At 62.8% G+C, this 26,260-nt stretch carries 24 protein-coding genes; 19 read left to right on the top strand and 5 right to left on the bottom strand.

The window, feature by feature from the left end; translation table 11 throughout:
- Position 1 precedes the first annotated feature (1 nt).
- The 14 genes from rfaC to HX881_RS05900 all read left to right on the top strand — a co-directional run bounded on the left by rfaC (position 2) and on the right by HX881_RS05900 (position 14,881).
- The gene (gene rfaC / locus HX881_RS05965) at positions 2-1,066 is read left to right on the top strand and encodes a lipopolysaccharide heptosyltransferase RfaC (RefSeq protein ID WP_042934912.1); all 1,065 of its coding nucleotides are present in this window, start codon (positions 2-4) and stop codon (positions 1,064-1,066) included.
- Positions 1,066-2,190, top strand: a complete 1,125-nt coding sequence (locus HX881_RS05960) for a glycosyltransferase family 4 protein (protein ID WP_017125124.1) — start codon at positions 1,066-1,068, stop codon at positions 2,188-2,190. Before rfaC ends, HX881_RS05960 begins: the two co-directional genes overlap by 1 nt.
- Complete coding sequence (rfaP, locus tag HX881_RS05955) at positions 2,187-2,993, top strand: lipopolysaccharide core heptose(I) kinase RfaP (protein ID WP_017125123.1); 807 nt, start codon at positions 2,187-2,189, stop codon at positions 2,991-2,993. Before HX881_RS05960 ends, rfaP begins: the two co-directional genes overlap by 4 nt.
- Positions 2,993-3,727, top strand: coding sequence for a lipopolysaccharide kinase InaA family protein (locus tag HX881_RS05950; protein WP_017125122.1), 735 nt, complete (start codon positions 2,993-2,995; stop codon positions 3,725-3,727). Before rfaP ends, HX881_RS05950 begins: the two co-directional genes overlap by 1 nt.
- Complete coding sequence (locus HX881_RS05945; protein ID WP_177083430.1) at positions 3,724-4,476, top strand: lipopolysaccharide kinase InaA family protein; 753 nt, start codon at positions 3,724-3,726, stop codon at positions 4,474-4,476. Before HX881_RS05950 ends, HX881_RS05945 begins: the two co-directional genes overlap by 4 nt.
- Positions 4,476-5,927 carry a lipopolysaccharide kinase InaA family protein gene (locus HX881_RS05940; RefSeq protein ID WP_177083428.1) on the top strand — a complete coding sequence of 484 codons (1,452 nt, stop codon included), beginning with the start codon at positions 4,476-4,478 and terminating at the stop codon, positions 5,925-5,927. Before HX881_RS05945 ends, HX881_RS05940 begins: the two co-directional genes overlap by 1 nt.
- A gap of 168 nt (positions 5,928-6,095) precedes the next feature.
- On the top strand, positions 6,096-7,853 hold the full coding sequence (locus HX881_RS05935) for a carbamoyltransferase family protein (protein ID WP_017125119.1): 1,758 nt from the start codon (positions 6,096-6,098) through the stop codon (positions 7,851-7,853).
- The gene (locus HX881_RS05930; RefSeq protein ID WP_177083426.1) at positions 7,837-8,967 is read left to right on the top strand and encodes a glycosyltransferase; all 1,131 of its coding nucleotides are present in this window, start codon (positions 7,837-7,839) and stop codon (positions 8,965-8,967) included. The genes HX881_RS05935 and HX881_RS05930 overlap by 17 nt, the downstream gene beginning before the upstream one ends.
- Positions 8,967-9,863 carry an antimicrobial resistance protein Mig-14 gene (locus HX881_RS05925; protein WP_177083424.1) on the top strand — a complete coding sequence of 299 codons (897 nt, stop codon included), beginning with the start codon at positions 8,967-8,969 and terminating at the stop codon, positions 9,861-9,863. Before HX881_RS05930 ends, HX881_RS05925 begins: the two co-directional genes overlap by 1 nt.
- Positions 9,860-11,272 (top strand): PIG-L deacetylase family protein, encoded by a 1,413-nt coding sequence (locus HX881_RS05920; RefSeq protein ID WP_177083422.1) that lies wholly within the window; start codon positions 9,860-9,862, stop codon positions 11,270-11,272. Before HX881_RS05925 ends, HX881_RS05920 begins: the two co-directional genes overlap by 4 nt.
- A 57-nt stretch (positions 11,273-11,329) precedes the next feature.
- The gene (locus tag HX881_RS05915) at positions 11,330-12,214 is read left to right on the top strand and encodes a DUF6625 family protein (protein WP_177083420.1); all 885 of its coding nucleotides are present in this window, start codon (positions 11,330-11,332) and stop codon (positions 12,212-12,214) included.
- Positions 12,211-13,365, top strand: coding sequence for a glycosyltransferase family 4 protein (locus HX881_RS05910; RefSeq protein ID WP_177083418.1), 1,155 nt, complete (start codon positions 12,211-12,213; stop codon positions 13,363-13,365). Before HX881_RS05915 ends, HX881_RS05910 begins: the two co-directional genes overlap by 4 nt.
- Complete coding sequence (locus HX881_RS05905; RefSeq protein ID WP_177083416.1) at positions 13,362-14,246, top strand: glycosyltransferase; 885 nt, start codon at positions 13,362-13,364, stop codon at positions 14,244-14,246. The genes HX881_RS05910 and HX881_RS05905 overlap by 4 nt, the downstream gene beginning before the upstream one ends.
- 14 nt (positions 14,247-14,260) lie before the next feature.
- Complete coding sequence (locus HX881_RS05900) at positions 14,261-14,881, top strand: CatB-related O-acetyltransferase (RefSeq protein ID WP_017125112.1); 621 nt, start codon at positions 14,261-14,263, stop codon at positions 14,879-14,881.
- A 48-nt stretch (positions 14,882-14,929) separates the two neighbouring features.
- On the opposite strand, the gene HX881_RS05895 is transcribed toward HX881_RS05900, so the two are convergent.
- Positions 14,930-16,789, bottom strand: a complete 1,860-nt coding sequence (locus HX881_RS05895; protein ID WP_177083414.1) for a bifunctional O-antigen ligase/aminoglycoside phosphotransferase family protein — start codon at positions 16,787-16,789, stop codon at positions 14,930-14,932.
- A 157-nt stretch (positions 16,790-16,946) separates the two neighbouring features.
- Between HX881_RS05895 and msbA the strand changes: the two genes are divergently transcribed.
- The 4 genes from msbA to hldE all read left to right on the top strand — a co-directional run bounded on the left by msbA (position 16,947) and on the right by hldE (position 21,772).
- On the top strand, positions 16,947-18,752 hold the full coding sequence (msbA, locus tag HX881_RS05890) for a lipid A export permease/ATP-binding protein MsbA (RefSeq protein WP_177083412.1): 1,806 nt from the start codon (positions 16,947-16,949) through the stop codon (positions 18,750-18,752).
- Between the two features lie 186 nt (positions 18,753-18,938).
- The gene (locus HX881_RS05885) at positions 18,939-19,643 is read left to right on the top strand and encodes a sulfotransferase family 2 domain-containing protein (protein ID WP_042934909.1); all 705 of its coding nucleotides are present in this window, start codon (positions 18,939-18,941) and stop codon (positions 19,641-19,643) included.
- A complete protein-coding gene (gene cysC, locus HX881_RS05880) occupies positions 19,636-20,286 on the top strand; it encodes an adenylyl-sulfate kinase (RefSeq protein ID WP_017125108.1) in 651 nt (216 codons plus the stop codon). Before HX881_RS05885 ends, cysC begins: the two co-directional genes overlap by 8 nt.
- 64 nt (positions 20,287-20,350) lie before the next feature.
- Positions 20,351-21,772, top strand: a complete 1,422-nt coding sequence (hldE, locus tag HX881_RS05875) for a bifunctional D-glycero-beta-D-manno-heptose-7-phosphate kinase/D-glycero-beta-D-manno-heptose 1-phosphate adenylyltransferase HldE (RefSeq protein WP_177083410.1) — start codon at positions 20,351-20,353, stop codon at positions 21,770-21,772.
- A 90-nt stretch (positions 21,773-21,862) separates the two neighbouring features.
- Here hldE and HX881_RS05870 read toward each other — a convergent pair whose 3' ends face one another.
- From HX881_RS05870 to HX881_RS05855, 4 genes are all read right to left on the bottom strand, one after another.
- Positions 21,863-22,828, bottom strand: a complete 966-nt coding sequence (locus HX881_RS05870) for a metal ABC transporter ATPase (RefSeq protein ID WP_177083408.1) — start codon at positions 22,826-22,828, stop codon at positions 21,863-21,865.
- A 41-nt stretch (positions 22,829-22,869) separates the two neighbouring features.
- Positions 22,870-23,682, bottom strand: a complete 813-nt coding sequence (locus tag HX881_RS05865; RefSeq protein ID WP_017125105.1) for an aldo/keto reductase — start codon at positions 23,680-23,682, stop codon at positions 22,870-22,872.
- Positions 23,679-24,854, bottom strand: a complete 1,176-nt coding sequence (locus HX881_RS05860; protein WP_177083406.1) for an NAD(P)/FAD-dependent oxidoreductase — start codon at positions 24,852-24,854, stop codon at positions 23,679-23,681. Before HX881_RS05860 ends, HX881_RS05865 begins: the two co-directional genes overlap by 4 nt.
- Before the next feature lie 70 nt (positions 24,855-24,924).
- Positions 24,925-25,257, bottom strand: coding sequence for a DMT family transporter (locus HX881_RS05855; RefSeq protein ID WP_177083404.1), 333 nt, complete (start codon positions 25,255-25,257; stop codon positions 24,925-24,927).
- 108 nt (positions 25,258-25,365) lie between these two features.
- Here HX881_RS05855 and HX881_RS05850 point away from each other — a divergent pair, with 108 nt between their 5' ends.
- Entirely contained in the window at positions 25,366-26,250 is an 885-nt protein-coding gene (locus tag HX881_RS05850) for a LysR family transcriptional regulator (protein ID WP_177083402.1), read from the top strand.
- The last annotated feature ends 10 nt before the right edge of the window (positions 26,251-26,260 follow it).

The following is a 26,260-nucleotide window of genomic DNA, read 5'->3' as shown; positions in this document are numbered from 1 at the left end:
GTTGCGAGTATTGCTGGTCAAGACGTCTTCCCTGGGGGACGTGATCCATGCCCTGCCGGCCCTTACCGATGCGGCCCGGGCCATTCCCGGTATCCGTTTCGACTGGGTGGTCGAGGAGGGTTTCGCCGAGATTCCGAGTTGGCATCCGGCGGTGGACAAAGTGATTCCGGTGGCGATCCGGCGCTGGCGCAAGAACCTCTGGCAGACCATCAGGAGCGGCGAGTGGAAGCGCTTCAAGCAAAGCCTGCGCGCGACGAAATATGACCTGGTGATCGATGCCCAGGGCCTGGTGAAAAGTGCTTTCCTGACCCGCTATGCGAAGGCCCCGGTGGCCGGGCTGGACAAGCAGTCGGCCCGCGAACCGCTGGCCAGCCGTTTCTATTCCCGGCGTCTGGCGGTGGCCCGTGGGCAGCACGCGGTCGAACGGGTGCGGCAGCTGTTCGCCGTGGCATTGGGGTATGACTTGCCCAAGGGCCTGGGCGACTACGGCCTGGATGTCGACAAGCTGGTGGCCTTGCCGCGCAGCAAGACGCCATTTGTGCTGTTCCTGCATGGCACCACCTGGGACACCAAGCACTGGCCCGAGGCCTACTGGCGCGAACTGACCGAGCGCATGGGGCAATTGGGTATCGAGGTGAAATTGCCCTGGGGCAATCCCGTCGAAAAGGCTCGTGCCGAGCGTATCGCCCGTGGCTTCAGGCATGCGGTGGTCCTGCCGAAACTGAACCTGGCCGGGGTGGCGAAGGTCCTGGCCGACGCCAGCGCCTGCGTCGCCGTGGATACCGGCCTCGGTCATCTGGCCGCGGCGCTGGATGTGCCGACCCTGTCGCTGTTCGGTCCGACCAATCCGGGCCTGACCGGGGCCTACGGCAAGTCGCAGGTTCATCTGGCGAGCAACTTCCCCTGCGCGCCCTGCCTGCAGAAAAAGTGCACCTATGTGCCGACCCCGGAAGACCAGCAGCGCTTCGATCTGAAGCGCGAATGGCCGCTGTGTTTCACGCGGCTCAATCCCGAGCGTGTCGTCAGCCGACTGAGCGCGATGTTACTGGCTGAGGAGCGACACTGATGCAACTGGCTTTTGTCCTGTACAAGTACTTTCCCTTCGGCGGCCTGCAGCGGGATTTCATGCGCATCGCCCTGGAGTGCCAGCAGCGCGGCCATGCCATTCGCGTCTATACGCTGATCTGGGAGGGTGACATTCCGCCCGGCTTCGAAGTGCTGGTGGTGCCGGTCAAGGCGTGGTCCAACCATCGGCGCAACGAGAAGCTCAGCGCCTGGATGGCCGCCGACCTGGCCAGGCGTCCGGTGGATCGCCTGATCGGTTTCAACAAGATGCCCGGCCTGGACGTGTACTACGCCGCCGATGGCTGCTTCGAGGACAAGGCGCAGAACCTGCGCCATTCGCTGTACCGCCGCTGGGGTCGCTACCGACACTTCGCCGAGTACGAAAAAGCGGTGTTCGCCAGGGAGGCGAACACCGAGATCCTGATGATTTCCGAAGTCCAGCAGCCACTGTTCATCAAGCACTACGACACGCCGCTGGAACGCTTTCACCTGCTGCCGCCGGGGATTGCCCAGGACCGCCGGGCACCAGCCAATGCCGCCGAGATCCGTGCGGGGTTTCGCAAGGAATTCAAGCTGGCGGACGACGATTACCTGCTAGTACAGATCGGTTCCGGGTTCAAGACCAAGGGGGTCGATCGCAGCCTCAAGGCCCTGGCCGCCTTGCCATCCGCGTTGAAAAAACGCACCCGGCTGTTTGTCATCGGCCAGGACGACCCCAAGGTATTCCAGGTGCAGAGTGCCGCGCTGGGCCTGGGCGAGCACGTGCAGTTTCTCAAGGGGCGCAGCGATATCCCGCGCTTCCTGCTGGGCGCCGACCTGTTGATCCACCCGGCCTACAACGAAAACACCGGCACCGTGTTGCTTGAGGCGCTGGTCTCGGGGTTGCCGGTGCTGGTCAGTGCGGTCTGTGGTTATGCCCACTACATTGCCGAGGCCGATGGCGGCCTGGTGCTGGATGAACCTTTCGAGCAGAACCAGCTCAATCAATACCTGAACCGGATGCTGTCCGACGAGACGGCACGCACGGCATGGAGCCGCAACGGCCTGGCCTTCGCCGAGACGGCCGACCTCTATAGCATGCCGCAGCACGCGGCGGATGTGATTCTGGCGGAGCAACACCGATGAAGTTGATCCTTGCCGAGCCCTTCAAGAGCCTGTGGGCCGGACGCGATGCGTTCGCCGAAGTCGAGCAGTTGCAGGGCAAGGTTTACCGTGAGCTGGAGGCTCGCCGGACCTTGCGCACGGAAGTCGCCGGACGTGGCTATTTCGTGAAGATCCACCACGGCATCGGCTGGCGCGAGATCTTCAAGAACCTGCTGACCGCGAAAATGCCGGTGCTGGGTGCCGGCCAGGAGTGGCGGGCGATCCAGTGCCTGCAGAAGGCTGGCGTGCCCACCATGACCGGTGTGGCCTATGGCGAGCGCGGCAGTAATCCGGCCGGCCAGGATTCGTTCATCGTCACCGAAGAGCTGGCGCCGACCATCAGTCTCGAGGACTTCACCCTGCAATGGCCCGTGCAGCCGCCGCAGCCCCGGCTCAAGCGTGCGCTGATCGCCGAAGTGGCGCGCATGACCGGTGGCATGCACAGGGCCGGGCTCAACCATCGTGACTGCTATATCGCCCATTTCCTGCTGCATACCGACAAGCCGGTGACGGCCGATGACCTCAAGCTGTCGGTCATCGACCTGCATCGTGCGCAGGTTCGCCCGAGCATCCCGCGTCGCTGGCGCAACAAGGACCTGGCGGGGCTTTATTTCTCGGTGCTGGACATCGGCCTTACCCGCCGCGACAAACTGCGTTTCCTGCGGGGCTATTTCCGCCAGCCGTTGCGCCAGGTCCTGCGTGACGAGGCGGCGTTGCTGACCTGGTTGGAAAGCAAGGCCGACAAGCTGTACAAGCGCAAGCAGCGCTACGGGGACGCACTCTGATGTCGGGGTGGAAACTGGAGCCCGAGTACGCGGCGCTGGCCGATGATTTCGGCAGCCTCGAGGCGGTGTTCGCCCTGGAAGGCGAGCACCTGACCCGCGATCCGTTGTCCGAGGTCATCCGGGTCAATCGGGATGGCGTCAATTATTACGTCAAGCGCTACACCGGCGCGGGCAAGGGGTTGCGCCAGTATCTCGGCAGGCCCCGGGTGCGATCGGAGTGGCAGAACCTCAAGCGTTTCGCCAAGTGGGGTATCCCCACCGCCGAAGTGGTGGGCTGGGGGCTTGAGCGGCGGGGCGCGGCTTATCATCGCGGGGCGATGATCACCCGTGAACTGCCGAACACCGAAGACCTCTCGGCCCTGGCGAACCGCGACGATCCCCTGCTCCATGACCGGGCCTGGGTCGACGGTATCAGCCGGCAGCTGGCACGCTATACGCGGACCATGCATGATCAACGGTTTACCCATAACGACCTGAAGTGGCGCAACCTGCTGGTGGACGATCAGGCCCGACTGTTCCTGATCGATTGCCCCAACGGCGAGTTCTGGCGTGGCTTCTGGCTGCGCTACCGGATCACCAAGGACCTGGCCTGCCTGGACAAGGTCGCCAAGTATCACTTGTCGGCTACCCAGCGGTTGCGTTTTTACCTGCAGTATTGCCAGCGCAGCCGGCTGAATGCCGCGGATAAGAAGCGCATCCGGCATGTACTGAGATTTTTCGAGGGGCGGGAATGACCGATTTCCTGGCGGCGACGGACCGCGCATTGCTGGAGCGTAACGGCCTCGGCAACTTTGACGCCTTATGGGCGACCGAGCTCGATGCGGTGGATGAGCCCAATACCAGCGGCGGCGGTTGGAGCAGCGTGTTTCGCCTGGAGCTGGAGGGCCAGGGGTTCTACCTCAAGCGCCAGAGCAATTACCTGACGCGGACCTTGCACAGCCCATTGGGCGAACCGACCTTTGCCCGCGAGTTTCGCAATATCAGTCGTTACCAGCAGTTGGGTATTCCGGCCTTGCAGGCGGTGTTCTTCGGTGAGCGCAATGTGCGGGGCGAGCGCCGGGCGATGTTGCTGACCCGCGCACTGGATGGCTGGAACGACCTGGATTCGCTGCTGGAACAATGGGCGCAACTGACGCTGGATCAGCGCCAGGCCATCCTGCGTGCCTGCGGCCAACTGGCCCGGCAGCTGCACGCCTTGCGTCAGGTCCATGGCTGTTTCTATCCCAAGCATATCTTTCTGCAGGCGGCGGCCGACGGTTATCGGGCGCAGTTGATCGACCTGGAGAAAACCCGGCCGTTGCTGTTCGGTCGGCGTGACCGGGTCAAGGATCTGGAGCCCCTGCTGCGTCGCGCGCCGATGTGGAGCGAGAGTGAAGTGCGCACGCTGCTGGCGGCTTATCTCGATCAGCCGGTGGGCAGTTCGCTGGTGGACACCTGGCTTCAGCGCCTGGGTGCGCGTCGCAGCAAAAAAGGAAATCGTTGATGCGTTTGTCCGAGTTGAAGGCCGCCGGGCGTACGCCGGTCCTGCCCTTGAGCATCGAGCTGGCGGACGCCGCCGGCCCCGGGCAGTTGCAACTGCTCAGCCTGTTGCGGGTGCTGCCCGGCCAGCGTTATGTCGGGGCCGGGGTCTGGCGCGGACGCACGGTGCTGGCCAAGCTGCTGGTGGGCAACAAGGCGGCCCGGCACTTTCAGCGGGAACTGCAGGGTGTGCGCGTGCTCGCCGAGCAGGGACTGACCACGCCACTGCTGCTGGCCGACGGCTTGCAGGAAGGTGAAGGCGGTTGGTTGCTGTTCGAGTTCCTCGAAGGCGCCGAGAGCCTCGGCGAGGCCTGGCAGCGGGCCGAGTCGCTGCCGGTTCTGGCGGATGAACAGCAGCAGGTGCTGGGCGAGGCATTGAGCACTATTGCGCAGATGCACGGCAAAGGCGTGTGGCAGGAAGACCTGCACCTGGACAATCTGCTGCGCCATGCCGGAAAACTGTATGTGATCGACGGCGGTGGCATCTGTGTCGAGCAGGCCGGCAAACCCTTGTCGCGGCAGAAGGTGCTGGAGAACCTCGGGGTGTTCTTTGCGCAGTTGCCCAGGTCCTTCGAGCCGTTTATCGAAGAGTTGCTGGTGCATTATCTGCTGAGCAATGCCGAGCACGCCCTGCCGCTGGAGGCCTTGCTCAAGCAGGTCGAGAGGATTCGTGGCTGGCGCCTGAAGGATTTCCTCGCCAAGGTCGGACGCGAATGCACGCTGTTCAGCGTGCAGCGCGGGCCGTTCGCCCTGCGTGCCATCCGTCGCGAGGAAGAGGCCGCCATGCTGCCGGTACTGGCCCGGGCGGATGCCTTGCTCGACCAGGGGCATCTGTACAAGACCGGTGGCGCGGCCAGTGTCGGCCGGGTCGAGGCGGGCGGGCGCACGCTGGTGGTCAAGCGCTACAACATCAAGGGCTTCGCCCATTGGCTCAAGCGTTTCTGGCGCCCGAGCCGCGCCTGGCATTCCTGGCGCGAAGGCAATCGCCTGGCGTTCCTCGGGATCGCCACCCCCAGGCCGCTGGCGGTGCTGGAGCGGCGTTTCTGCTGGCTGCGCAGCCGTGCCTACCTGGTGACCGAGTATCTGGCCGGTCCCGATATCATCGAGCGTTTTGCGCCCCATGTGGAGTCCGGCATGGCTCCCGAGGCGGAGCTCCAGGCCCTGGACCAGTTGTTTGCCGAGTTGATCCGCGAGCGCATCAGCCACGGTGACTTCAAGGGCCACAACCTGTTCTGGCATGAAGGACGCTGGGCCCTGATCGATCTTGACTCGATGCATCAGCACCACTCCGACAGCGGCTTTGCGCCGGCCTATGCCCGGGATCGTGCGCGCTTCATGCGCAACTGGCCCGAGGACAGCGCCTTGTACCAGGCCATCGACGCCCGCCTGCCGAAGACCCCGGCCCCGGCAAACTGAGGGGATGATCGCTGCCGCGCGCGGCGCGGGAGCGATCAGCAGCCGCTAGAGGATTGCCGCTGCTTTTACGCTATAATCCCGCCCTTTAGCTGTTTCTCGCCCCTTGCGGGAACACATTTTCTCAGGCGCATAGCCGCCTGTATGCAGACTTAAAGAGGCTAGACCCCTGTGGCATTGACGATTCTTGGCCTGTCCGGCGCCCTTAGCCATGATCCTTCCGCAGCCCTGTATATCGACGGCAAGCTGATTGCGGCCGCTGAAGAAGAGCGCTTCGTACGCGATAAACATGCAAAGAACCGCATGCCCTACGAATCGGCGAAGTTCTGTCTGGAACAGGCCGGCATCAAGCCGTCCGACGTCGATGTGGTGGCGATCCCGTTCGCGCCGATCAGTCTGTTCGGCAAGGCCCGCTGGCACTACGCCAAGCGTTACTGGTACGCCCCGGATCGCGCCCTCGACGCGATCCTGATGGGCAACCGGCGCTACAAGCGCTATCGCAACAAGATCGTCTGGTGCCTGGAGCAACTGGGCTTCGATCCGAAGAAGATCAAGATCGAGCCGGTCGAGCATCACCTGGCCCACGCCTCCAGTGCCTATCACTGCTCCGGCTTCAAGGAGAAGACCGCGATCCTCGGGATCGACGGCAAGGGCGAGTACGCCACCACTTTCTTCGGCTACGGCGAAAACGGCAAGATCCACAAGATCAAGGAGTTCTTCGATCCGGATTCCCTGGGCGGCCTATATGGCGCGATCACCGAGTTCCTCGGCTTCGAAATGCTCGACGGCGAGTTCAAGGTGATGGGCATGGCCCCCTACGGCGACGCCAGCAAGTACGATTTCTCGCGCCTGGCCTCGTTTGAGAACGGCGAGCTGGTGATCAACACCGACTACGCCAACGTGATCGGCCTGCGTCGCTACAAGGAGAAGGGCAAGGGTTTCTACTTCTCGCCGAAACTGATCGAGTGGCTGGGGCCCAAGCGCGAAGGCGATATCGCCGACGAACCGTATATCCATTACGCGGCCAGCATGCAGGCGCTGTTCGAGAAGCTCGCGCTGCAGATGATCGACCACTACCTGGGCGACGTCCTCAAGGAAACCGGCAAGCTGGCCTTCGCCGGCGGCTGTGCGCTGAACGTCAAGCTGAACCAGAAGATCATTGCCCGCGACGACATCAAGGAGCTGTTCGTGCAGCCGGCGTCCGGCGATGCCGGTACGGCGGTCGGCGCCGCGGCCTATGTGTCCCATGCCCGTGGAGTCCCGGTGGAGAAGATGGAACACGTCTATCTCGGCCCGTCCTACAGCAACGAAGACGTGATCGCCGCCTGTGCCCGGCATGCCAATGCGCCGAAGTGGCGCAAGCTGGACAACATGCCTGAACAGATCGCCCGGATCATGGTCGACGGCAACCCGGTGGCCTGGTTCCAGGGGCGCATGGAGTTCGGTCCGCGTGCCCTGGGCGGTCGTTCGATCATCGGTTGCCCGAGCGTCGCCGGCGTGGCGGACCGGATCAACCACCAGATCAAGTTCCGCGAGCGCTGGAGGCCTTTCTGCCCGTCGATGCTCGACACCGTCGCACCGCAGATGATCAAGATCGATCATCCGGCACCGTTCATGACCTTCACTTTCGAAGTGGCGGAGGAGTGGAAGACCCGCGTGCCGGAAGTCGTCCATGAAGACGGCACGTCGCGGGCCCAGGTGCTCAAGCGTGAGTACAACCCGCGCTACTACGACATGATGAAGGCCCTGGAAGTCCTCACCGGCAACGGCGTGTCCCTGAACACCTCGCTGAACCGTCGCGGCGAACCGATGATCTGCTCGCCGACCGATGCCCTGAACATGTTCTTCGGTTCCGACCTGCAGTACCTGATCATGGAAGACATCCTGGTGGTCAAAGACGGCGCGGATGCTTATGACTCGCTCGGCTGAGCGCCATGTCCTGCAGCTCTGCCACGGTTATGACGGGCCGTTCCTCGACTGTGCCCGTCAGTACGCCAGCCTGTTCAGTGGTACCGGCTATCGCGTGACAACGGTGTTCCTCACCGGTGCTGCCGATGCGGAGGTCGCCGCGGGCTGCGCGTCCGACGAGGTGCTGTTCATGGAGTACAGCTCCAGGGCCATTCGTGGCCTGAAGCTGGGGGCGATCCGCGACCTGCGTAAGATCGCCGCTTCGCGCAACTTCAGTTTCTGCATCGCCCACCGTTTCAAGCCGGTCTATATCGCCCTGCTCGGCACGGCGCTGCCGGTGATCGGCGTGCACCATGCCTTTGGCGACTACGTGCGGGGCAGCCGCCGGCTGTTCGCGCAGCTGTTTCGCCGCCGTCTGAGTCTGCTCGGCGTGTCCGATGCGGTGCGCGACGATATGCGCAAATGCCTGCCGAAGTGGCCGACCGGACGGATCCGCACGCTCTATAACCGGATCGATATCGAGGCTCTGCAAGCCACTCAGGTTACCGTCGCCGAAGCGCGTGAAGCCCTGGGGCTGCCGGTCGATGCCTGGGTGGTCGGCAACGTCGGCCGCCTGCACCCGGACAAGGACCAGGCGACATTGATCCAGGGTTTTGCCCAAGCAATTGAGCGCTTGCCGGCCAACAGCCGGCTGGCGATTCTCGGCACCGGGCGCCTGGAGCAGGACCTGAAGGAACTGGCCCGTGAACTCGGGATTGCCGAGCAGGTGTTGTTCCTTGGGCAGGTCCCGGAGGCGCGACGCTATTTCCGTGCCTTCGATGTGTTTGCGTTGAGCTCCGATCACGAGCCGTTCGGCATGGTCCTGCTGGAAGCCATGGCCGCTGGCGTACCGCTGCTGGCCACTTCGTGTGGCGGTGCCAGGGAAGTGGTCGAGGGCGTGGGCATCCTGTTCCCCCTGGGCGATGCCGGGCACCTGGCCCAGGGCCTGCAACACCTGGCCGCGCTCGACGACGAGCAACGCCTGGCCTGTGCCGGGCTGATGCTGGCGCGCCTGCACGAGCGGTTCTCGGACCAGGCGGTCCGCGAAGCGTTCTGGCGCCTGCCGCAAGTCACCGACCTGACCGCGGAGGCCTGATGCTCAACCGATTCCAGGGCTGGCGCGAGCGCGGCTGGTCGGTGGTCGATGCCACGACCTATGCGCAGGTCTGGCAGCGTTTTGGCGGCAGTGTCGCGACGCATCCGCTGGTGGTCGAGCGCCTGGCGCAATTGGCGCAGATCCCGGTTCGTTATCTGGCGTTCGAGCAGGGTGGCGAGCTGAAGGCGGCCGTTGCGACCTGGGGACGTGACCTGGCACTGTCCAAGGATGTGCTCAAGCGCCACGGCAAGAAGGGGCTGTTCGACCTGGGCAACGCCGAGCTGATCCTGCCTGCCGCCGCCGACGCCCAGGCCCCCCTGCGCCATCGCGGGCGTTATCTGTCCGAACTCAACGGTGGCCGTTTCAGTACCCTGCAACCGCAGGCCGAACAGTTGGCCATGGCGCGCGCGCCTGAAGACCTGTCGAAGAAGTTTCGCTACAACCAGCGCCGCGAGCTGCGCCTGCTGGAAGAGGCGGGCGGCGTGGTGCGCCCGGTCGGCGAGTTCTCCAGTGTCGAACTGGCGGCGATCTACTGCGATCTCTTTCAGCGACGCTGGGGCTTTCCGGCCACCGGAGCGGCACGCATGGCCGAGGTCATCGAACTGCTGCGCGAGTTGTTGATCGGCTCGGTGATCTTTCTCGACGATGCGCCGATTGCGGTCCAGTTGGTCTATCGCGTCGAGGCGCCCGAGTGGGTCAGCGTCGAATACATCAATGGCGGTGTCGATCCCGAGACCCGTTCGTTCAGCCCCGGCAGCGTGCTGAGCTTCCTCAATACCCAGGGTGCCTGGGAAGACGCCCGGGCCTTGGGCAAGACCCTGCGCTTTTCGTTTGGGCGTGCGGATCGCGAGTACAAGGATCGTTGGTGCAACCCCGTGCCGGTATTCAAGGTATGAGTCGTAAACAGCAATTGCTCAAACGCCATCGGCGGACCAAGCGCCTGGCGTTGTTGGTCGGCCTGATGCTGCTGATCGCGGTCGGCCTGCTAGTGACCTGGTGGCTGCCGCTGGTGCTGGCGGTGCTGGCCTGGGTCGCCCATGAAGCCTGGTTCGCCGATCATCTGTTCTATTCGCCGGGCGACGATTATCAGTACGCGTTTCCCGAGGATAGCGAACGCCTCGGCGCTCGCCTGGAGGCTGGGGGGCTGAAGCTCGAGGCACCCTTGAGCCTGGTCGGCGATGAAACCCTGGTCCTGGCCGTGCGGCTCAAGAGTCGCTGGCTGGGGCGTTTTTGCGATCCTGCGGTTGAGATCCAGGGGGATGGGTTCGCGGATCGCCAGACGTTCGAGCGCGGAGTCAACGGCCTGCGTTATCTCAATCTCGGCGGGTTCGCATCGGCATTGGCGACGGGCTCGCTGCGCTTGCGTGGACGTTTCTGTCGCCTGCTCGGCGAGCCGGTCCTGTGGGTTTTCCGCCAGCCGGACTTGCGACGCCAGCGGGTCATGGTGATCGCGCCCCATGCCGACGATGCCGAGCTGGCGGCCTATGGCTTGTACAGCCAGGCCGACGAAACCTGGGTGGTGACCCTGACCGCCGGTGAGATCGAAGCCGGGCATTACCAGGCGATGGGCCTGTCCCGCGCCGAGGCGGCGCGGCTCAAGGGGCGCCTGCGCGCCTGGGACAGTATCGCGGTGCCGCGTTGGGCGGGTGTACCCGAGGCGCACTGTGTGCAGCTCGGTTACTTCTGTCTGCAACTGCCGGCCATGCAGGCCGCCCCGGATCAATCGATCGCATCCCGCGAGGCAGAACTGAGCGATATCCGCCTGTTTCGCCAGTTCAACCCGTTTGCGTTACCCGCCGATCGGGACGGTGTTCCCAGTTGGAACAACCTGCTGGCCGACTTGCGTGAGTTATTGACGCGGGCCCGCCCGCAAGTGATCGTCCTGCCGCACCCTTCTCTTGATCCGCACCCGGATCATATCTGTGCCCAGGCGGCGGTCATGGAGGCTCTGCAAGGGCTGGAATGGCAGCCGACGACGCTGCTGGGGTATGCCAACCATCTGCATGACAATGATCGCTGGCCCATGGGCGATTCGGGAGCGGGCATTGCCTTGCCGCCGGTGTTTGATACGGCACAGAGGTTGCAACCCTATTGCCTGCCGCTGTCTCTCGAGCAGCAACGCGACAAGGCAATGGCGTTGGGCATGATGCATGACCTGCAGCCGCGTGCACCTTTCAAGCGCCGGCTGCGGCGGTCGATACAGTGGCTTCTGGCCAGTAGGGTACAATCCCCCTACGGCGAGAATGAGTTCTTTCGTAAAGCGGTCAGACGGCATGAGCTGTTCTGGTTGCTGAAACGTCAGTGACCTCGTCCGGGGACATAGTGTTGTCCCTGAATTCCAGAAGCTTACAGTGAGTTCCAAGTGATCAATCCATCCCCGCGTATTCTCTTTATCATCCCTTATTTCGGGCGTTGGCCATTCTGGATGCCGTTCTTCCTGGAAAGCTGCCGTCACAATCCGGATATCGACTGGTTGTTGTTCAGCGATTGCGGGACTCCGGAAAATCTGCCGCCCAACGTTACCGTCGAGGCGATCGGCTTCGGCGATTACTGCCAGTTGGTGTCGCGCCGGCTGGATATCGACTTTGCGCCCAAGGCGGCCTACAAGCTCTGCGATATCAAGCCGGCCCTGGGTCATATCCATGTCGACCGTCTCGAAGGTTATGACTTCTGGGCCTTCGGCGATATCGACCTGGTGTTTGGCAATTTGCGCGAATATTTCACCGCCGAACGCCTGGCCGGCTACGATCTGTTCTCCACTCACGAGCGACGGGTTGCCGGGCATCTGTGTCTGATGCGCAATACCGCGCGCAAGCGCGAGTTGTTCATGCGCATCGAGAACTGGCGTGAGCGGTTTACCGATGACCAGCACCACGCCCTGGATGAAGGCGCGTTCAGCCGTATTTTCCTGTGGCGCAAGAACTTTCCCAGGCCGCTGTTCAAGCTGGTTGGAAAATTCAATCCCTGGCGGCGGCGTAGTGAGTTCACCGAGTGTTTCAGTACGCCGGGCGGCGTGATCAAATGGCATGACGGAACCTGTAACTTTCCGCGTCACTGGTATTGGCGTGAAGGACGCCTGACCAATGACCGTGACGGTGATCGCGCTTTTCCGTATTTTCACTTCGTGTGCTGGAAGCGCAATGAGTGGTCCAGACTGCCCGAGCCCGAATCCGAGCAGCTCAAACACCTGGCCCTGGAACCGGCATGGATCATCGATGCGACAGGGTTTCAGCGGGGAGATTTATGAGTCAACGTTTCAAGGTCCTGCAATTGCAGCCGGACTACAACGTCAAGTCGCACGATTTTGCCGATCTGGCCGAACAGATCGTCAAGGCCCTGCCTGTCGAGCGTTTCGAGGTCACGGCCGCGTTTCTGCGTGGGCGGCCCGGACCGGGCGAAGCGGTGAGCCGGGCCGATCACTCGGTGTATTTCGAGTTCTCCGACAAGTCGCTCAAGGGCATGCGTCTCAGGGCCATGTGGCAGTTGTACAAGTTCTGCCGCAAGGAGCAGTTCGATGTGGTGGTGTGCAACCGTTTCAAACCGGTGAACATGCTGCTGCAACTCAACCGCTGGTTGAAGATTCCCCTGTGCATCGGGATCTCCCACGGCTTTGGCGAATATGACCGTTTTTACCGGCGTCGGCAGACACAAGGACTGATCGATAAAAGCTGGCGTTTCGTGGGCGTTTCACCCGCCGTGAAACAGTACCTGCTGGATTGCCGGTGCGGCTTTACCGAGGCCAACACCCATGCCATCACCAACGCGATCGATATCGAGCAGGCCGAAGGCCTGCAGCACTCGCGCGAACGGTCCCGGGAACTGCTCGGATTGTCGCCTTCGATCCGGCTGATCGGCGCACTGGGGCGCCTGGTGCCGGTCAAGGGGCATACCTATCTGCTCCAGGCCTTTGCCGCGCTCAAGGACAAATACCCGGACACGCAACTGGCAATCATCGGCGCGGGCCGTGAGGAGGGGCGCCTGCAGCAGGAAATCGAGCGTCTCGGCCTGGGCGGTCGTGCCCATCTGCTGGGCTTTCGCGAAAATGCCCTGCAATACGTCCGGGCTTTCGATATCTGGACCATGCCTTCCCTCGCTGAGGGCCTGGGTCTGGCCTTGCTAGAGGGCATGAGCGGGCACCTGCCGGTCATCGCCTCCAATGTCCCGGCCATGTTGCCGTTGATCCAGGGCGCCGGTGGCCTGGCGGTGGAACCGGCCAATGTACCAGCCCTGACCGCGGCGCTGGACAACTACCTGGGTCTTGCGGATGACGAACTGCGGGCCAAGGGCGAACAGGCCTACCGCTACCTGCAGGACCAACACGATATCGAGGTATTCCGTCGGCAATACCTGGATTTAATAGAATCAGGCCTGGCCCAGGCTGATAAGGAACACCCATGACAGATACCCAGCCCCTGGTGACGGTGATCATCGCCTCGTACAACCACGGTCCGTATATTGAACAGAGTATTCTCAGTGCGCTGAACCAGACTTACCCGAACATCGAGTTGCTGGTGGTCGATGATGGCTCCACCGATGACAGCGTCGAGCGTATCCGTCGACTGCAGGCGGAGCATGGGTTCGATTTCCAGGTCCAGAAGAACCAGGGCCTGACCAATACTCTCAATGGTGCCATTGCGCGTTCGCACGGCAGCCTGATTGCGCCGTTCGGTTCCGATGACATCATGTTGCCGGAGCGTATCGCGGTCCAGGTCGCCTATATGGACGGCAAGCCCGAGGTCGGGATCTGTGCCGGCAATATCGAGCTGATCGATTCCGAGGGCAACCTGTTCCCGGAGAAACGCCAGCGTCGTGACGTGCCGTTCCGCCGCCTGGATTTCGATGACATGTTCCTCGAGCGCAAGCCTTATCCGCCGGCCCCCACCTTGTTGATTCGACGCGAGGCGCTGGAAAAGGTCGGTGGGTTCGACCCGAAGATCCGCCTGGAAGACCTGCTGATCGAGCTGAAGATTACCCGCGCCGGCTACTTTATCGATGGACTGGGTGTGCTGATGGCGCGCTATCGCAAGCACGCCACCAACTCCTACAAGAATCACCGGTTCATGATCGACAACATCCTGCGCTCCTATGCGCTGTTCAGCGATCACCCGTTGTATGAGGAAGTACGCTACAAATTCCTCAACTCGATGTTCCTGAAAACCTCCAATCGCGATCGCAAGCTGGCCCGCGAGCTGCTGGCGCAGATTCCTTTCAAGGCCTGGACGCGGAAAACCTGGCGGGCCCTGGCGCGCTTGTATTTTTCTCCGCTGGAAAAAGACTGAGCGGAGCTCGAAGCATGGGCTGGATTCAGCGTTTTCTCGACAAGCGGGCCAAGCGGGCCATCCGCAAGCTACCGAAAATCGAGCGGGGCGCCGCGCGTTTCAAACAGCGCTATCCCGATTACGGCTTTGGTCGAGGCAGTTACGGATTGCCCCAGGTGCATGACTGGCAGGAAGGCTCGACCCTGAATATCGGCGCCTACTGCTCCATTGCCGAAGGGGTGCAGATTTTTCTCGGCGGTCATCATCGGGCTGACTGGGTGACGACCTTTCCTTTTCCAGCGATGGTTTCCCAGGCCGCGCATATCGGCGGATACAGCGGCACCCACGGTGACGTGACGATCGGCAATGACGTGTGGCTGTGTTCCAACTGCACAGTGCTTTCCGGCGTCACCGTCGGCAGTGGAGCCATCGTGGCGGCAGGTGCCCTGGTGACCCGGGATGTCGAGCCCTATGCGGTGGTGGGTGGCAATCCGGCGCGCTTCCTGCGCTGGCGCTTCCCCGAGGAACAGCGCCAGGCGTTGCTGGCGAGCGCCTGGTGGGACTGGCCCGAAGAAGAGCTGCATGGCCTGGGCGACAGGCTGTGCAGCGACGATATCGAGGGGTTTCTGCAGTACGTTCGACAGCGCCAGGCGTAGCGGCATGACGCCAGGATGCAGCGCCGGCACCGGCGCTGCGCAGGCTCATCAGGCTTTCGCGATCTGGCGCAGGAGCAGGGCTTCCTTGTGCAGGGCCGCGGCCGACTGGTCGGACGCCGCCGAGGCATAGCCCTTCAATAGCGCCGGTAATTGTTCTTCGAACAGCCAGCCACGATCTTCCTGGTAGCGTTGCATGTGGCGCAGGTTGCGCTGGCGTAGCGATTGTCGCAGCGGCGAAGGATAGATCCGCATATCGGCCAGATCGATCAGGCCGAACTCGCCATCATCCATCAGCAGGACATTTCCCAGGTGCAGCGAGCGGAAGTACACGCCACGTTCGTGCAACTGTCCGAGGAATTTGCCGAAGCGCTCGACCAGGGCCTCGCGGACCGCCGGGGCACCCATCGACTGCAGCACCTGGCGCAAGGTCTGGCCGGGAAGCGGCTGGTATTGCACCGTACTGCTGCCATCGTCCAGGTGGTGAAGTCCGAGAATCACGGGGGTTGCAATTCCCAGGGGGCGCAAGCGCTCGCTGTTGATCGCGAAGCGTTCCGAGAGTGGGTTGAAAGCGCCTGAGCTGTAGCAGTGGCGACGACGAAACAGTTTTAGAAAATTGCCGTTTTCCAGGCGCAGGACCTTGGGGCCGAGTCCGTCTTCCTCGATGACCTGGGCGTTGTGTGCCAGCTCGGCGAACCCTGCGCTACTGAGCGACTTTACCGGCTTGTCCAGCAGTTGCTGGGTGCGTCGGGCAATGGTCAGGGCGAGGATCAGGGCAAGGGGAATCCAGAGCAGGTACCAGTGTTCTTTCGGACGTGACAATGTCCCGCCACCTTCGGTAAGTCCCGCGCCGATCCCGAACACCAGCCAGCTGGAGGCCAGCACGAAGAGTGGCTGGGCCCGTTGCCGCCAACTGCTGAACAGGCCCCAGGCAATCATGAAGACCCAGGGGATGAAACCGATGATACCAGCGTAGAAAAGCACGCCCAGGGCAAAGTTGTGGGGTTCGCTCAGGTTGTAGCCGGTTCCGGGGTCGATGCTCAATTCGGCGTTATAGCCGTGGCCGATCCAGGGGTGGAAGGCGATCTGTTCCAGTGTCATGTGCCAGAGCTCGAAGCGGAACGAGTTGCCGCGCTCGAACAGCATTTCGGAAAAAAACGCGAAGACCGCGGCGCCACAGACCAGCATGGCTCCCAGCACCATCAGCGAGCGTCGATTCCAGCAGATGAAACTCAGCCACAGCGCTGCAAGTGTCAATGCTACCAGGGGCGTTCGCGAACCTGTCGCGATCACTGCGCAGAACATGATGGCCAACGCCGGCAGGCTCAGCCACAGGGTCTGCGGGCGCTTGCACGTCATGCTCAGGCTCATCCAGTAGGCGCAGAAGAAACCAAAGGCATGGGAGCTGAGCAGCGGGTTATCGAATGCTCCGGCGCCGATCATCCTCATCTCTGGAGTACGGATCTGCCAGAAATGAAACAGGTTGTACAGGGTAGCGATCAGGGCAATGGTCGCGGCACCGAAGATCAGCGGTTGCAGGCTGTCCGGGCGGTAGCGCACCAGCAGGCTGCAACCGATGAACAGCATCAATGTGTGCAGTGGCGGCTTTGTGTCGCTCAGCGCATCCGGTACGGGCGGGCTCCACAGCAGGCTCAGGATGGTCCAGAGGACAAAGGCCAGGATGCCGATGAAGAGTGGCTCGCGTACCAGTTCCTTCAGCTCGCGCGGGCGAAGCAGGATGGCTATCAGGGCGGGAGCACTGAACAGCGCATAGTAGATCTTGTGGTGCACGCTGCGGCCAGGGAGGAAAAACATGTCACTTAATAACAGCAGGTAACCCAAGGGCAGCAGCCACAGGCAGATAAAGTCAAAAACTCGATTTGAGGCGGTGTTCAAGCTGCTGAATTGCATGCTGAAAAATTCATTCCATAGAGTGAAAGGCCATACTAACGTACTGGCTATTTAATGTCGTCTGCCGGGCCTGCGGGTACCTTGAACCAAGCGGCTGCCAGTACAGCAGAGAAGCTGTGCTAAAGTCAGCCTCCTTTTTCAATTACCGCCGCGTGATATGACCGACTCCAGTCTCTCCGCAAGCCCGTCAAGCTTGAAAATCTACTTCCGCCTGCTGGGATATGTTCGGCCTTATATCGGCCTGTTCATGCTCAGCATCGTCGGCTTCCTGATTTTCGCTTCGACGCAGCCAATGCTGGGCTACATCCTCAAGTACTTTGTCGATGGCCTGTCCAATCCCGACGCCGCACTGTTTCCCACGGTGCCCTATCTGCGCGACCTGAAGTTGCTGCAGGCAGTGCCGTTGCTGATTATCCTGATCGCCGCCTGGCAGGGCCTGGGTTCCTACCTGGGCAACTACCTGTTGGCCAAGGTCTCTCTTGGCCTGGTCCATGACCTGCGGGTGCAACTGTTCAACAACCTGCTGACCCTGCCCAACCGCTACTTCGACCAGCATAACTCCGGGCACCTGATTTCGCGTATCACCTTCAACGTCACCATGGTCACGGGGGCGGCGACAGATGCGATCAAGGTCGTTATTCGTGAAGGCATGACGGTGATCTTCCTGTTTGCCTCGCTGTTGTTCATGAACTGGCGCCTGACGCTGGTAATGGTCGCCATCCTGCCGTTGATCGCGGTCATGGTCCGCACGGCCAGCAAGAAGTTTCGCAAGCAGAGCAAGAAAATCCAGGTGGCGATGGGCGACGTGACCCATGTGGCCTCGGAAACCATCCAGGGCTATCGCGTCGTGCGCAGCTTCGGTGGTGAAGTCTACGAGCAGCAACGCTTCCTGAAGGCCAGTCAGAGCAATACCGACAAGCAACTGCGCATGACCCGCACCGGTGCGATCTACACGCCGATGCTGCAGTTGGTGATCTATAGCGCCATGGCGGTGCTGATGTTCCTGGTGCTCTACCTGCGTGGCGATGCATCGGCCGGTGACATGGTGGCCTACATCACCCTGGCGGGCCTCCTGCCCAAGCCGATCCGCCAGTTGTCGGAAGTCAGTTCGACCATCCAGAAAGGCGTGGCCGGTGCCGAAAGCATTTTCGAGCAGCTGGATGTCGAGCCGGAAGTGGATCACGGCACCATCGAGCGGGATGTGGTCAAGGGCCGGCTGGATGTACGTAACCTGAGCTTTACCTACCCGAATACCGAGCGACTGGTACTGGACGACATCTCGTTCAGTGTCGAGCCGGGTCAGATGGTGGCACTGGTGGGGCGTTCCGGTAGCGGCAAGTCGACCCTGGCCAGCCTGATTCCGCGGTTCTATCACCACGAAACCGGTGAGATCCTGCTCGATGGCATTGAAGTCGAAGACTATCGCCTGCTGAACCTGCGTCGACATATCGCCCAGGTGACCCAGCATGTGACGCTGTTCAGCGACACGGTGACCAACAACATCGCCTATGGCGACCTGGCGGGAGCGCCGCGCGAAGACATCGAGAAAGCCGTCGCCGACGCCTACGCCAAGGACTTTATCGATCAGTTGCCCAAAGGCCTGGATACCCAGGTCGGCGAGAACGGCGTCCTGCTGTCCGGAGGCCAGCGCCAGCGTCTGGCGATCGCCAGGGCCTTGCTCAAGAACGCACCGTTGCTGATTCTCGACGAGGCTACCTCGGCGCTCGATACCGAGTCCGAGCGGCATATCCAGGCCGCGCTGGACAAGGTCATGAAAGGCCGCACCACGCTGGTGATCGCCCACCGGCTGTCGACGATCGAAAAGGCCGATCTGATTCTGGTCATGGATCAGGGGCGTATCGTGGAGCGTGGCACTCATTCTCAATTGTTGGAAAAGAATGGCTACTACTCTCGCCTGCATGCCATGGGGCTGGATGAGCCTACCTCCGCTGGAACCGCGTGATCCAGGCTCCCGGGAGTGAGTGATTCACTCCCGGGCAGGCCCTGCGTGCAATACGTCAGGGCTTTGTATCGGGATCTTTACACAGCTTGACCATCGCTAAATATTTTCAGACACCTCGATTGTTATGGTTCTGCAACGAACCCTCTATATCAACGGAAGGGCTATCCCTTTCGCGCAGGTACTGGAATGTTGCAGCGCTACCTATGGAAACTCATGCCCAAGCCTCAGCGGGAGTTCCTGCTGGGGCGCTTGTCGGTCGTCGATCGGCAGGTCGTCAACAAGGCGATGTCCGGCAATGTTCAGTTTCCCGAGTTGTTTGTCGAGCGCGCCTGTCTGTTCATTCATGTTCCCAAGTGTGCGGGCAGCAGTGTCTGCGGGGCGTTGTTCGGTGGCTGGCATCCCGGGCATCTGCCGCTGCACTGGTATGAACATCAGTTTCCCGAGCAATACGCCAGCAGTTTCAAGTTCGCTTTCGTGCGTGATCCCCTGGAACGAGCCTACTCGGCCTATGCCTTTCTCAGGGGCAACGAGCCGTGTCGGCGGGATATGGCTGCGCGCCACCTGGTGACTTCGTACCGTGATTTCGACGACTTCGTTCATCGCTGGCTGCACCCCGAGAACGTTCAGAAACAAATGCATTTCGCTCCCCAGACTGACTTTCTCGTGGACTCGCTCGGACATCTGGCCCTGGACTTCATCGGCTACCAGGAGCACTTGGAACAGGATTTCCGCTCTGTCTGCGACCGGATCGGCGTCGACTCAGCATTGCCGCACCTCAATCATTCACGCCAACGACGTCAGGAGCCGGTCAGGGATTTCTGCTCGGTGAGAACCCGTCGACTGGTACGTCGTGTCTACCAACGAGACTATGAGCTACTGGGCTATGAATAGACTGGCAACGATCCCCCTGGAAAAACCGCAGATCCGTCCTTATACCCTGGCGTTGTCGACGGCCCGGCGGGCTGCGATCAAGCATCAGCGACCCTGCTGCATCTGGCTCACGGGGCTCTCGGGTTCCGGCAAGTCGACCTTGGCCAACGAGCTGGAACTGCAACTCAACCGGCGCGGCCTGCACACCTTCCTGCTCGATGGCGACAACGTGCGCAATGGCTTGTGCAGCGACCTGGGAATGTCCGCCAGGGCCCGCAAGGAAAATATCCGCCGGGTGTCCGAGGTGGCGCGGCTGATGGTCGATGCCGGGTTGATCGTGATCGTCTCGGCGATCTCGCCGTTCCGCGCTGACCGTGAGGTCGCCAGGTCGCTGTTCCAGCCGCAGGAGTTCTCCTGCGTCTATGTCAGCACGCCCTTCGATGTCTGCGCCCAGCGTGATCCCAAGGGGCTGTACAAGGCGGCGCTGGCGGGGCGGATCAAGGATTTTACCGGTCTCGACAGTCCTTACGAGGCACCGCTGGATGCCGACTGTGAAATCGATACCACGTCCATGTCCCTGGAGGACTGCACCCAGGCGCTTCTGGCGTTTCTGATCAATAAACGCACAATTTCCGACGGCGAAGCCAGTCACTTGAAGCCATAGAACTAGCCTGCGGCAACCCTGTGTTAATATCGCGCCCCTGTTCATTTTGTATGTGGGTTGCTCCATGAAGTTGTCCATGCCGCGATTCGATCAAGCCCCTGTCTTGGTGGTCGGCGATGTCATGCTCGACCGTTACTGGCATGGTGGTACCTCACGGATTTCCCCTGAGGCACCGGTACCGGTAGTCAAGGTCGAGCAGATCGAAGACCGCCCGGGCGGTGCTGCCAACGTCGCCCTCAACATTGCCGCCCTCGGCGCGCCGGCGTCCCTGGTGGGTGTCACCGGTGACGACGAGGCCGCCGACAGCCTGGCCAACAGCCTCAAGGGTGCGGGCGTGCGGGCGTTGTTCCAGCGCATCGCGCACCAGCCGACCATCGTCAAGCTGCGGGTCATGAGCCGTCACCAGCAACTGCTGCGCATTGATTTCGAGGAGCCGTTCGCCACCGACGCCCTGGCGTTGGGGGCTGAAGTGGATGGCCTGCTCGAAGGCATCAAGGTGCTGGTGCTGTCCGACTACGGCAAGGGTGCGCTGAAAAATCACCAGGCGCTGATCCAGGCGGCGCGTGCCCGGGGTATTCCGGTGCTCGCCGATCCCAAGGGCAAGGACTTCTCGATCTATCGCGGAGCCAGCCTGATCACGCCGAACCTCAGCGAGTTCGAAACCATCGTCGGCGGTTGTGCCGACGAACATGAGCTGGTCGCCAAGGGTGCCAAGCTCATGCAGGACCTGGACCTCGGCGCCTTGCTGGTGACCCGTGGCGAGCACGGCATGACCCTGCTGCGTCCGGATCATCCGGCGCTGCATCTGCCGGCCCGGGCCCGGGAAGTGTTCGATGTGACCGGTGCCGGCGATACCGTGATCTCCACCCTGGCGGCGGCGATCGCCGCGGGCGAGGAGTTGCCGCACGCGGTGGCGCTGGCCAACCTGGCGGCGGGCATCGTGGTCGGCAAGCTGGGCACGGCGGCCATCAGCGCGCCGGAACTGCGCCGCGCCATCCAGCGTGAGGAAGGTTCCGAGCGCGGTGTGCTGGGGCTGGAGCAGTTGTTGCTGGCGGTGGATGACGCTCGGGCACACAACGAGAAAATCGTCTTTACCAATGGCTGCTTCGACATCCTGCATGCCGGGCATGTGACCTATCTGGAACAGGCGCGGGCCCAGGGCGATCGACTGATCGTCGCGGTCAACGACGATGCCTCGGTCAGTCGCCTGAAAGGTCCGGGACGGCCGATCAACAGCGTCGACCGACGCATGGCGGTTCTGGCCGGCCTTGGCGCGGTGGACTGGGTGATCAGCTTCCCCGAAGGCACTCCGGAAAACCTGCTGACGCAGGTCAAGCCCGATGTGCTGGTCAAGGGGGGAGACTACGGGATCGACCAGGTGGTCGGTGCCGGCATCGTCACGGCCTACGGCGGTACGGTAAAAGTGCTGGGCCTGGTGGAGAACAGCTCGACGACGGCGATTGTCGAGAAGATCCGCAGCAACTGACACGCGCCGGGCCCGTCCGACGGCCCTGTGTCGACGGTCCCACCTGGCAGGAGCCGGCAAGCCGGCTCCTGCAGGGGACGTTTTTTCCCGTCAGCGCCGGGCCTTGGCCGGTACGATCTTGCGCAGGATCTGCCGGGCCTTGCCGGTCAGGCGCTTGAGTTTCGAGTCCTTCTCCACGGGGGCCAGCCCTTGCTGGCGCACCCAGTCCTTCCAACGAATCCGTTCGTCGCGCACCAGCCAGCCTTCCTGTTGGGCAAAGCTTTCCGCCAGGTACAGGCCGCGGGTGCTGGCCGGAATCAGCTGGTCCTTCTTCAGGGTGTACAGCTCGGCGCAGGGTTGTCCGTCCTTCAGCGGCATCAGATAGAGGTCTGGACGTCCGCGATCCAGGCGAGCCACCAGTTCATCGTTTTCCAGTCGCTCATCGACATGGAACAGGCTCAGGGACTTGGCTTCCCTGGGCACATCCAGGCGCAGGTCGTAGATCAATTGCAGCGATGCGGTGGGCAGGTGCACATAGGCCCGTGGTCGCTCCATCAGCTGTTGCGCGCCGCAACGCACCGGCAATGCCGAGCCCGACAGCGGCGTCAGGCGAAAGGGCAGGGCCTCGCGGTAATGCAGGGCCGCGGAGTAGGGCGCCGGTAGCCAGGTGTCGTTGAAGCGTCCGCTCAGCCAGCCTTCCGGTGTCTCCAGCAGGCATTCCTCGGCGATTTCCTGGATGGCGGTGTGCAACGGCAGGTTCAGTTCCTGGGCCGGGACATACCCGGAAATCAGCTTGAGCACCACATCGCCACGGTCCTGCCGGCGTTGCCGGACCAGTACCCAGTAGTCGCGGTTCTGCCAGTGCAGGGTCAGGCGTACCGACACGCCGAGGTTGGCCAGTTCCAGGGCGAAACGCTCGGCATCAGCGACGCTCACCGGCTTGCGCTTGTGCAGGGTTTGCGCGAAGTTCAGCGGCATCCCGACGCTCTGGTAGCTCAGGCCTTCGGGCGTCGCCTCGACGAATAACGGCAGGGTCTTGAAGTTGCTGGGGTTCTTTCTTATCAGCGTTCGCGGCATGTCGGCTCCTTCTTGCGTCGGGGTCGGCCGCGTGGGCGGCATCAGTTCTGGCGAATGACCCGGGCTACTGTCGCAACGTTATGGGCGAGGTGCAGCGGGTTGATGGTGCCGACAATAGCACTGGCAACGCCGGGCTGCGCAAACAACAATTCGAAGCTGGCCCGTACCGGATCGGTGCCCGGGCTCAGGCAGACGTGACCGCTGGCCAGGGCCTTCTTGACCAGGATCGCCTTGCCGTGGGCCGTCGCATAGTCAATGACCGGCCGCTCGCCCTGTTCGTTCAGATTGTAGGTGATCATGGCGCAATCGCCTTGTTCCAGAGCCTTCAAACCCCCTTCGACGGTTTTTCCGGAAAAGCCGAAGCCGCGGATCTTGCCTTCGCGCTTCAGCTCGGCGAGGGTCTGGTAGACGCCGCTCTGTTCGAGGATCGCCAGGTCGTTGCCGTCGGAATGCACCAGCACCAGGTCGATAAAGTCGGTTTCCAGGCGTTGCAGGCTGCGTTCGACGGACAGGCGGGTGTGCCCGGCGCTGAAGTCGTGGCGCGATTGGCCGGCCTCGAACTCTTCACCGACCTTGCTGACGATCACCCATTCGTGACGCTGCCCGCGCAGCAGCGGGCCGAGGCGTTCTTCGCTGCGGCCATAGGCCGGGGCGGTATCGATCAGGTTGATGCCCAGGTCGCGGGTCAGCTTGAGCAACTGGCGGGCCTCCTGGTCGTCGGGGATCTGGAAGCCGCTGGGGTATTTGACGCCCTGGTCGCGGCCCAGCTTCACGGTGCCCAGGCCCAGTGGCGAAACGCTCAGGCCGGTGCTGCCGAGGGGGCGGTGCAGGTCGTGCAGGGTCGGCAGGCTCATGGCAGCAGTTGCTCCCAGGCGGTTTGCGTCATGGGCGGCCTTGGCAGTTCGGGTAACGCCGGCGGATGGCCGGGTTGGATACCGTCCCGTTGCAGGCTGGCGAGTACCCGGTCGGCGAAGTCCGGCGCCAGGGCCAGCTTGGTCGGCCAGCCCACCAGCAGGCGATCCTGCTCGGCGAGAAAGGCGTTGTCCGGGCGGGTCAGGCCGGACTGCAGGGGTTCGGCGCGATCGACGCGCAGGGTGGCCCATCGGGCCTGGCTCAGGTCGATCCAGGGCAGCAGGTTGCCCAGTTCCTTGCGTGCCGTGGCAATCTGCTCGGCGGGTTCGCGTGCGACGCCTTCGGCTTCGGAAATATCGCCGCCGAGGTACCAGACCCACTGGCCATCGGCCGCCGGGTGGGTGGTCACGGTGATCCGTGGCTTGGGCCCGCCGCCCAGGCAGTGGGCATACAGCGGCTTGAGGCTCGGGCCCTTGACCAGCACCATGTGCAACGGACGCTTCTGCATGGCCGGCTGGCTCAGGCCCAGGGCCTCCAGCAGATCGGCGTTGCCCGCCCCGGCGCTGAGCACGATGCGCTGGGCCCGGATCTCGCGCTCGTCGACCCGCAGGCCGACCAGTTGGCCATTGTCCAGCAGTGGTTCGATCTTCTGCCCGGCCAGCAGGCCGTCGCCCGCCAATTCGGCGAGACGCGCAATCAGGCTGGGAACGTCGATTACCAGTTCGGCCAGGCGATAGACCTTGCCCTTGAACTTCGGGTGCTGCAGGGCCGGTGGCAACTGGTCGCCCTTGACCTGGTCGACCCGTCCGCGCACCGCCTTGCTGGCGAAGAAACTGGTGAGATTGCCGGCGAGGGTGCCGGGGGACCACAGGTAATGGGCATCGGACAGCAGGCGCACGCCGCTCAGGTCGAGCTCGCCGCTGCCGGCCAGGGCCTCGCGCCAGCGGCGGGGCATGTCGGCGATGGCTTCCGAGGCGCCGGTCAGGGCGCCGTGCAGCGCGTATTTGGCGCCGCCATGGATGATGCCCTGGGACTTCACGCTTTGCCCGCCGCCTAGGCTGGCGCTCTCCACCAGTACCGTCGAAAAACCCTGGCGACGCAGGCGCGCGTTCAGCCAGAGGCCGGCGACGCCGGCGCCGACAATCAGGACATCGGTGGAAATAGCGGATGGCATGCGGCGACCTCGGTTTTCATGAGCAGGGTCGCAGTATACAGATTCGCGGGAATCGGCGATTTGCCTGCCATCAATGTCCGGCGGTTTTCGAGAACAGCTGGATCACCACCACGCCGAGGACGATCAGCGCCATGCCGAGTATGGCCGGGATATCCAGCTTCTGCCCGTAGAGAAACAGCGCGGCGACGCTGACCATGACGATGCCCATGCCCGCCCACACCGCGTAGGCCACGCCCACCGGTACCGTGCGCACCACCAGGGTCAGCATCCAGAACGCCGTGGCGTAGCCGACGATGATCAGCGTCAGCGGCAGGGGCGTGCTCAGGCCCTTGACCGCTTTCATGGAGACGGTGGCGATGACTTCGGCGCAAATGGCGATGGCGAGGTAGTAGTAAGCATTCATGGAGCGATCTCTCGTGTCTGGGCCTGCTGATGAGATCGGCATTTTAGACATTGCCCAGATGGGGTAAAGTCATTACCTATCTGAGTTTGAGATAGGTTGGGTGTCAGCATGCAATGGAACCTGGAGCAGATGCGCCTGTTTGTCAGCGTTGCCGAGCAGCGTTCGTTTTCCGCGGTGGCCCGTCATCAGCGCAAGGCGCAATCGGCGATCAGTTCGGCGATTGCCCTGCTGGAGGCCGACCTGGGGGTCAGCCTGTTCGAGCGTAGCAGCGGTCGCCAGCCGCGCCTGACCGAAGCCGGCGAGGCGTTGCTGGAGGAAGCCCGTGAAGTCCTGCGCCAGTGCGAACGCCTCAATGGCCGAGCATTGGCGCTGATGCGCGGCGAGGAAGCCAGCCTGCGCCTGGCCCAGGATGAGGCGATGCCCTATCAGCCGGTGATCGACAGCCTGGAGGCGCTGGCCAACCGCTTTCCCAGCCTGGAAGTGCAACTGACCAGCGCCGCCCAGGGCGATGTGGCGCGCAAGCTGGTGGAGCGGCGCGCCGATCTCGGGCTGCTGTTCTATCACGACCAGATCCCCGAGGCCCTCGAGCGGCGGGTGCTGGGCAGTATCGAAATGGTCACGGTGTGTGGCATCGGGCACCCATTGGCGGCGACCCGTCGCGTCGACGCCCAGCAACTGGCACGGCACCGGCAATTGCTGATGTCCACGCCCTCGAGTGTGTATCCCGGTGGCGAGGCGGCCAGTCCGCAGGTCTGGCGCGCCGACAGTTTCTACGTCATGGCCGAGTGGCTGGCCCGCGGTCTCGGCTGGGCCTGGTTGCCGCGGCATGTGGTGCAGTACCCGACGTACCAGGGGCAGATGGTCGAGCTGGTCAGCGAATGGACCCCGCCGGCGCTGGTGGTGGAACTGGTCTGGCGGCGTGACGAGCCCCTGGGCCCGGCCGCGCGCTGGCTGGCCGAACGTTTTGCCGAACACCTGCAGGCGATCGGCTGAAAACACAGTA

This window comes from Pseudomonas gingeri (genome assembly GCF_013386115.1).
In the GTDB taxonomy this organism is placed as follows: Bacteria; Pseudomonadota; Gammaproteobacteria; order Pseudomonadales; family Pseudomonadaceae; genus Aquipseudomonas; species Aquipseudomonas gingeri.
Note: the sequence above shows the minus strand (reverse complement) of the source record. Positions and strands in the feature narration are given on the sequence as shown.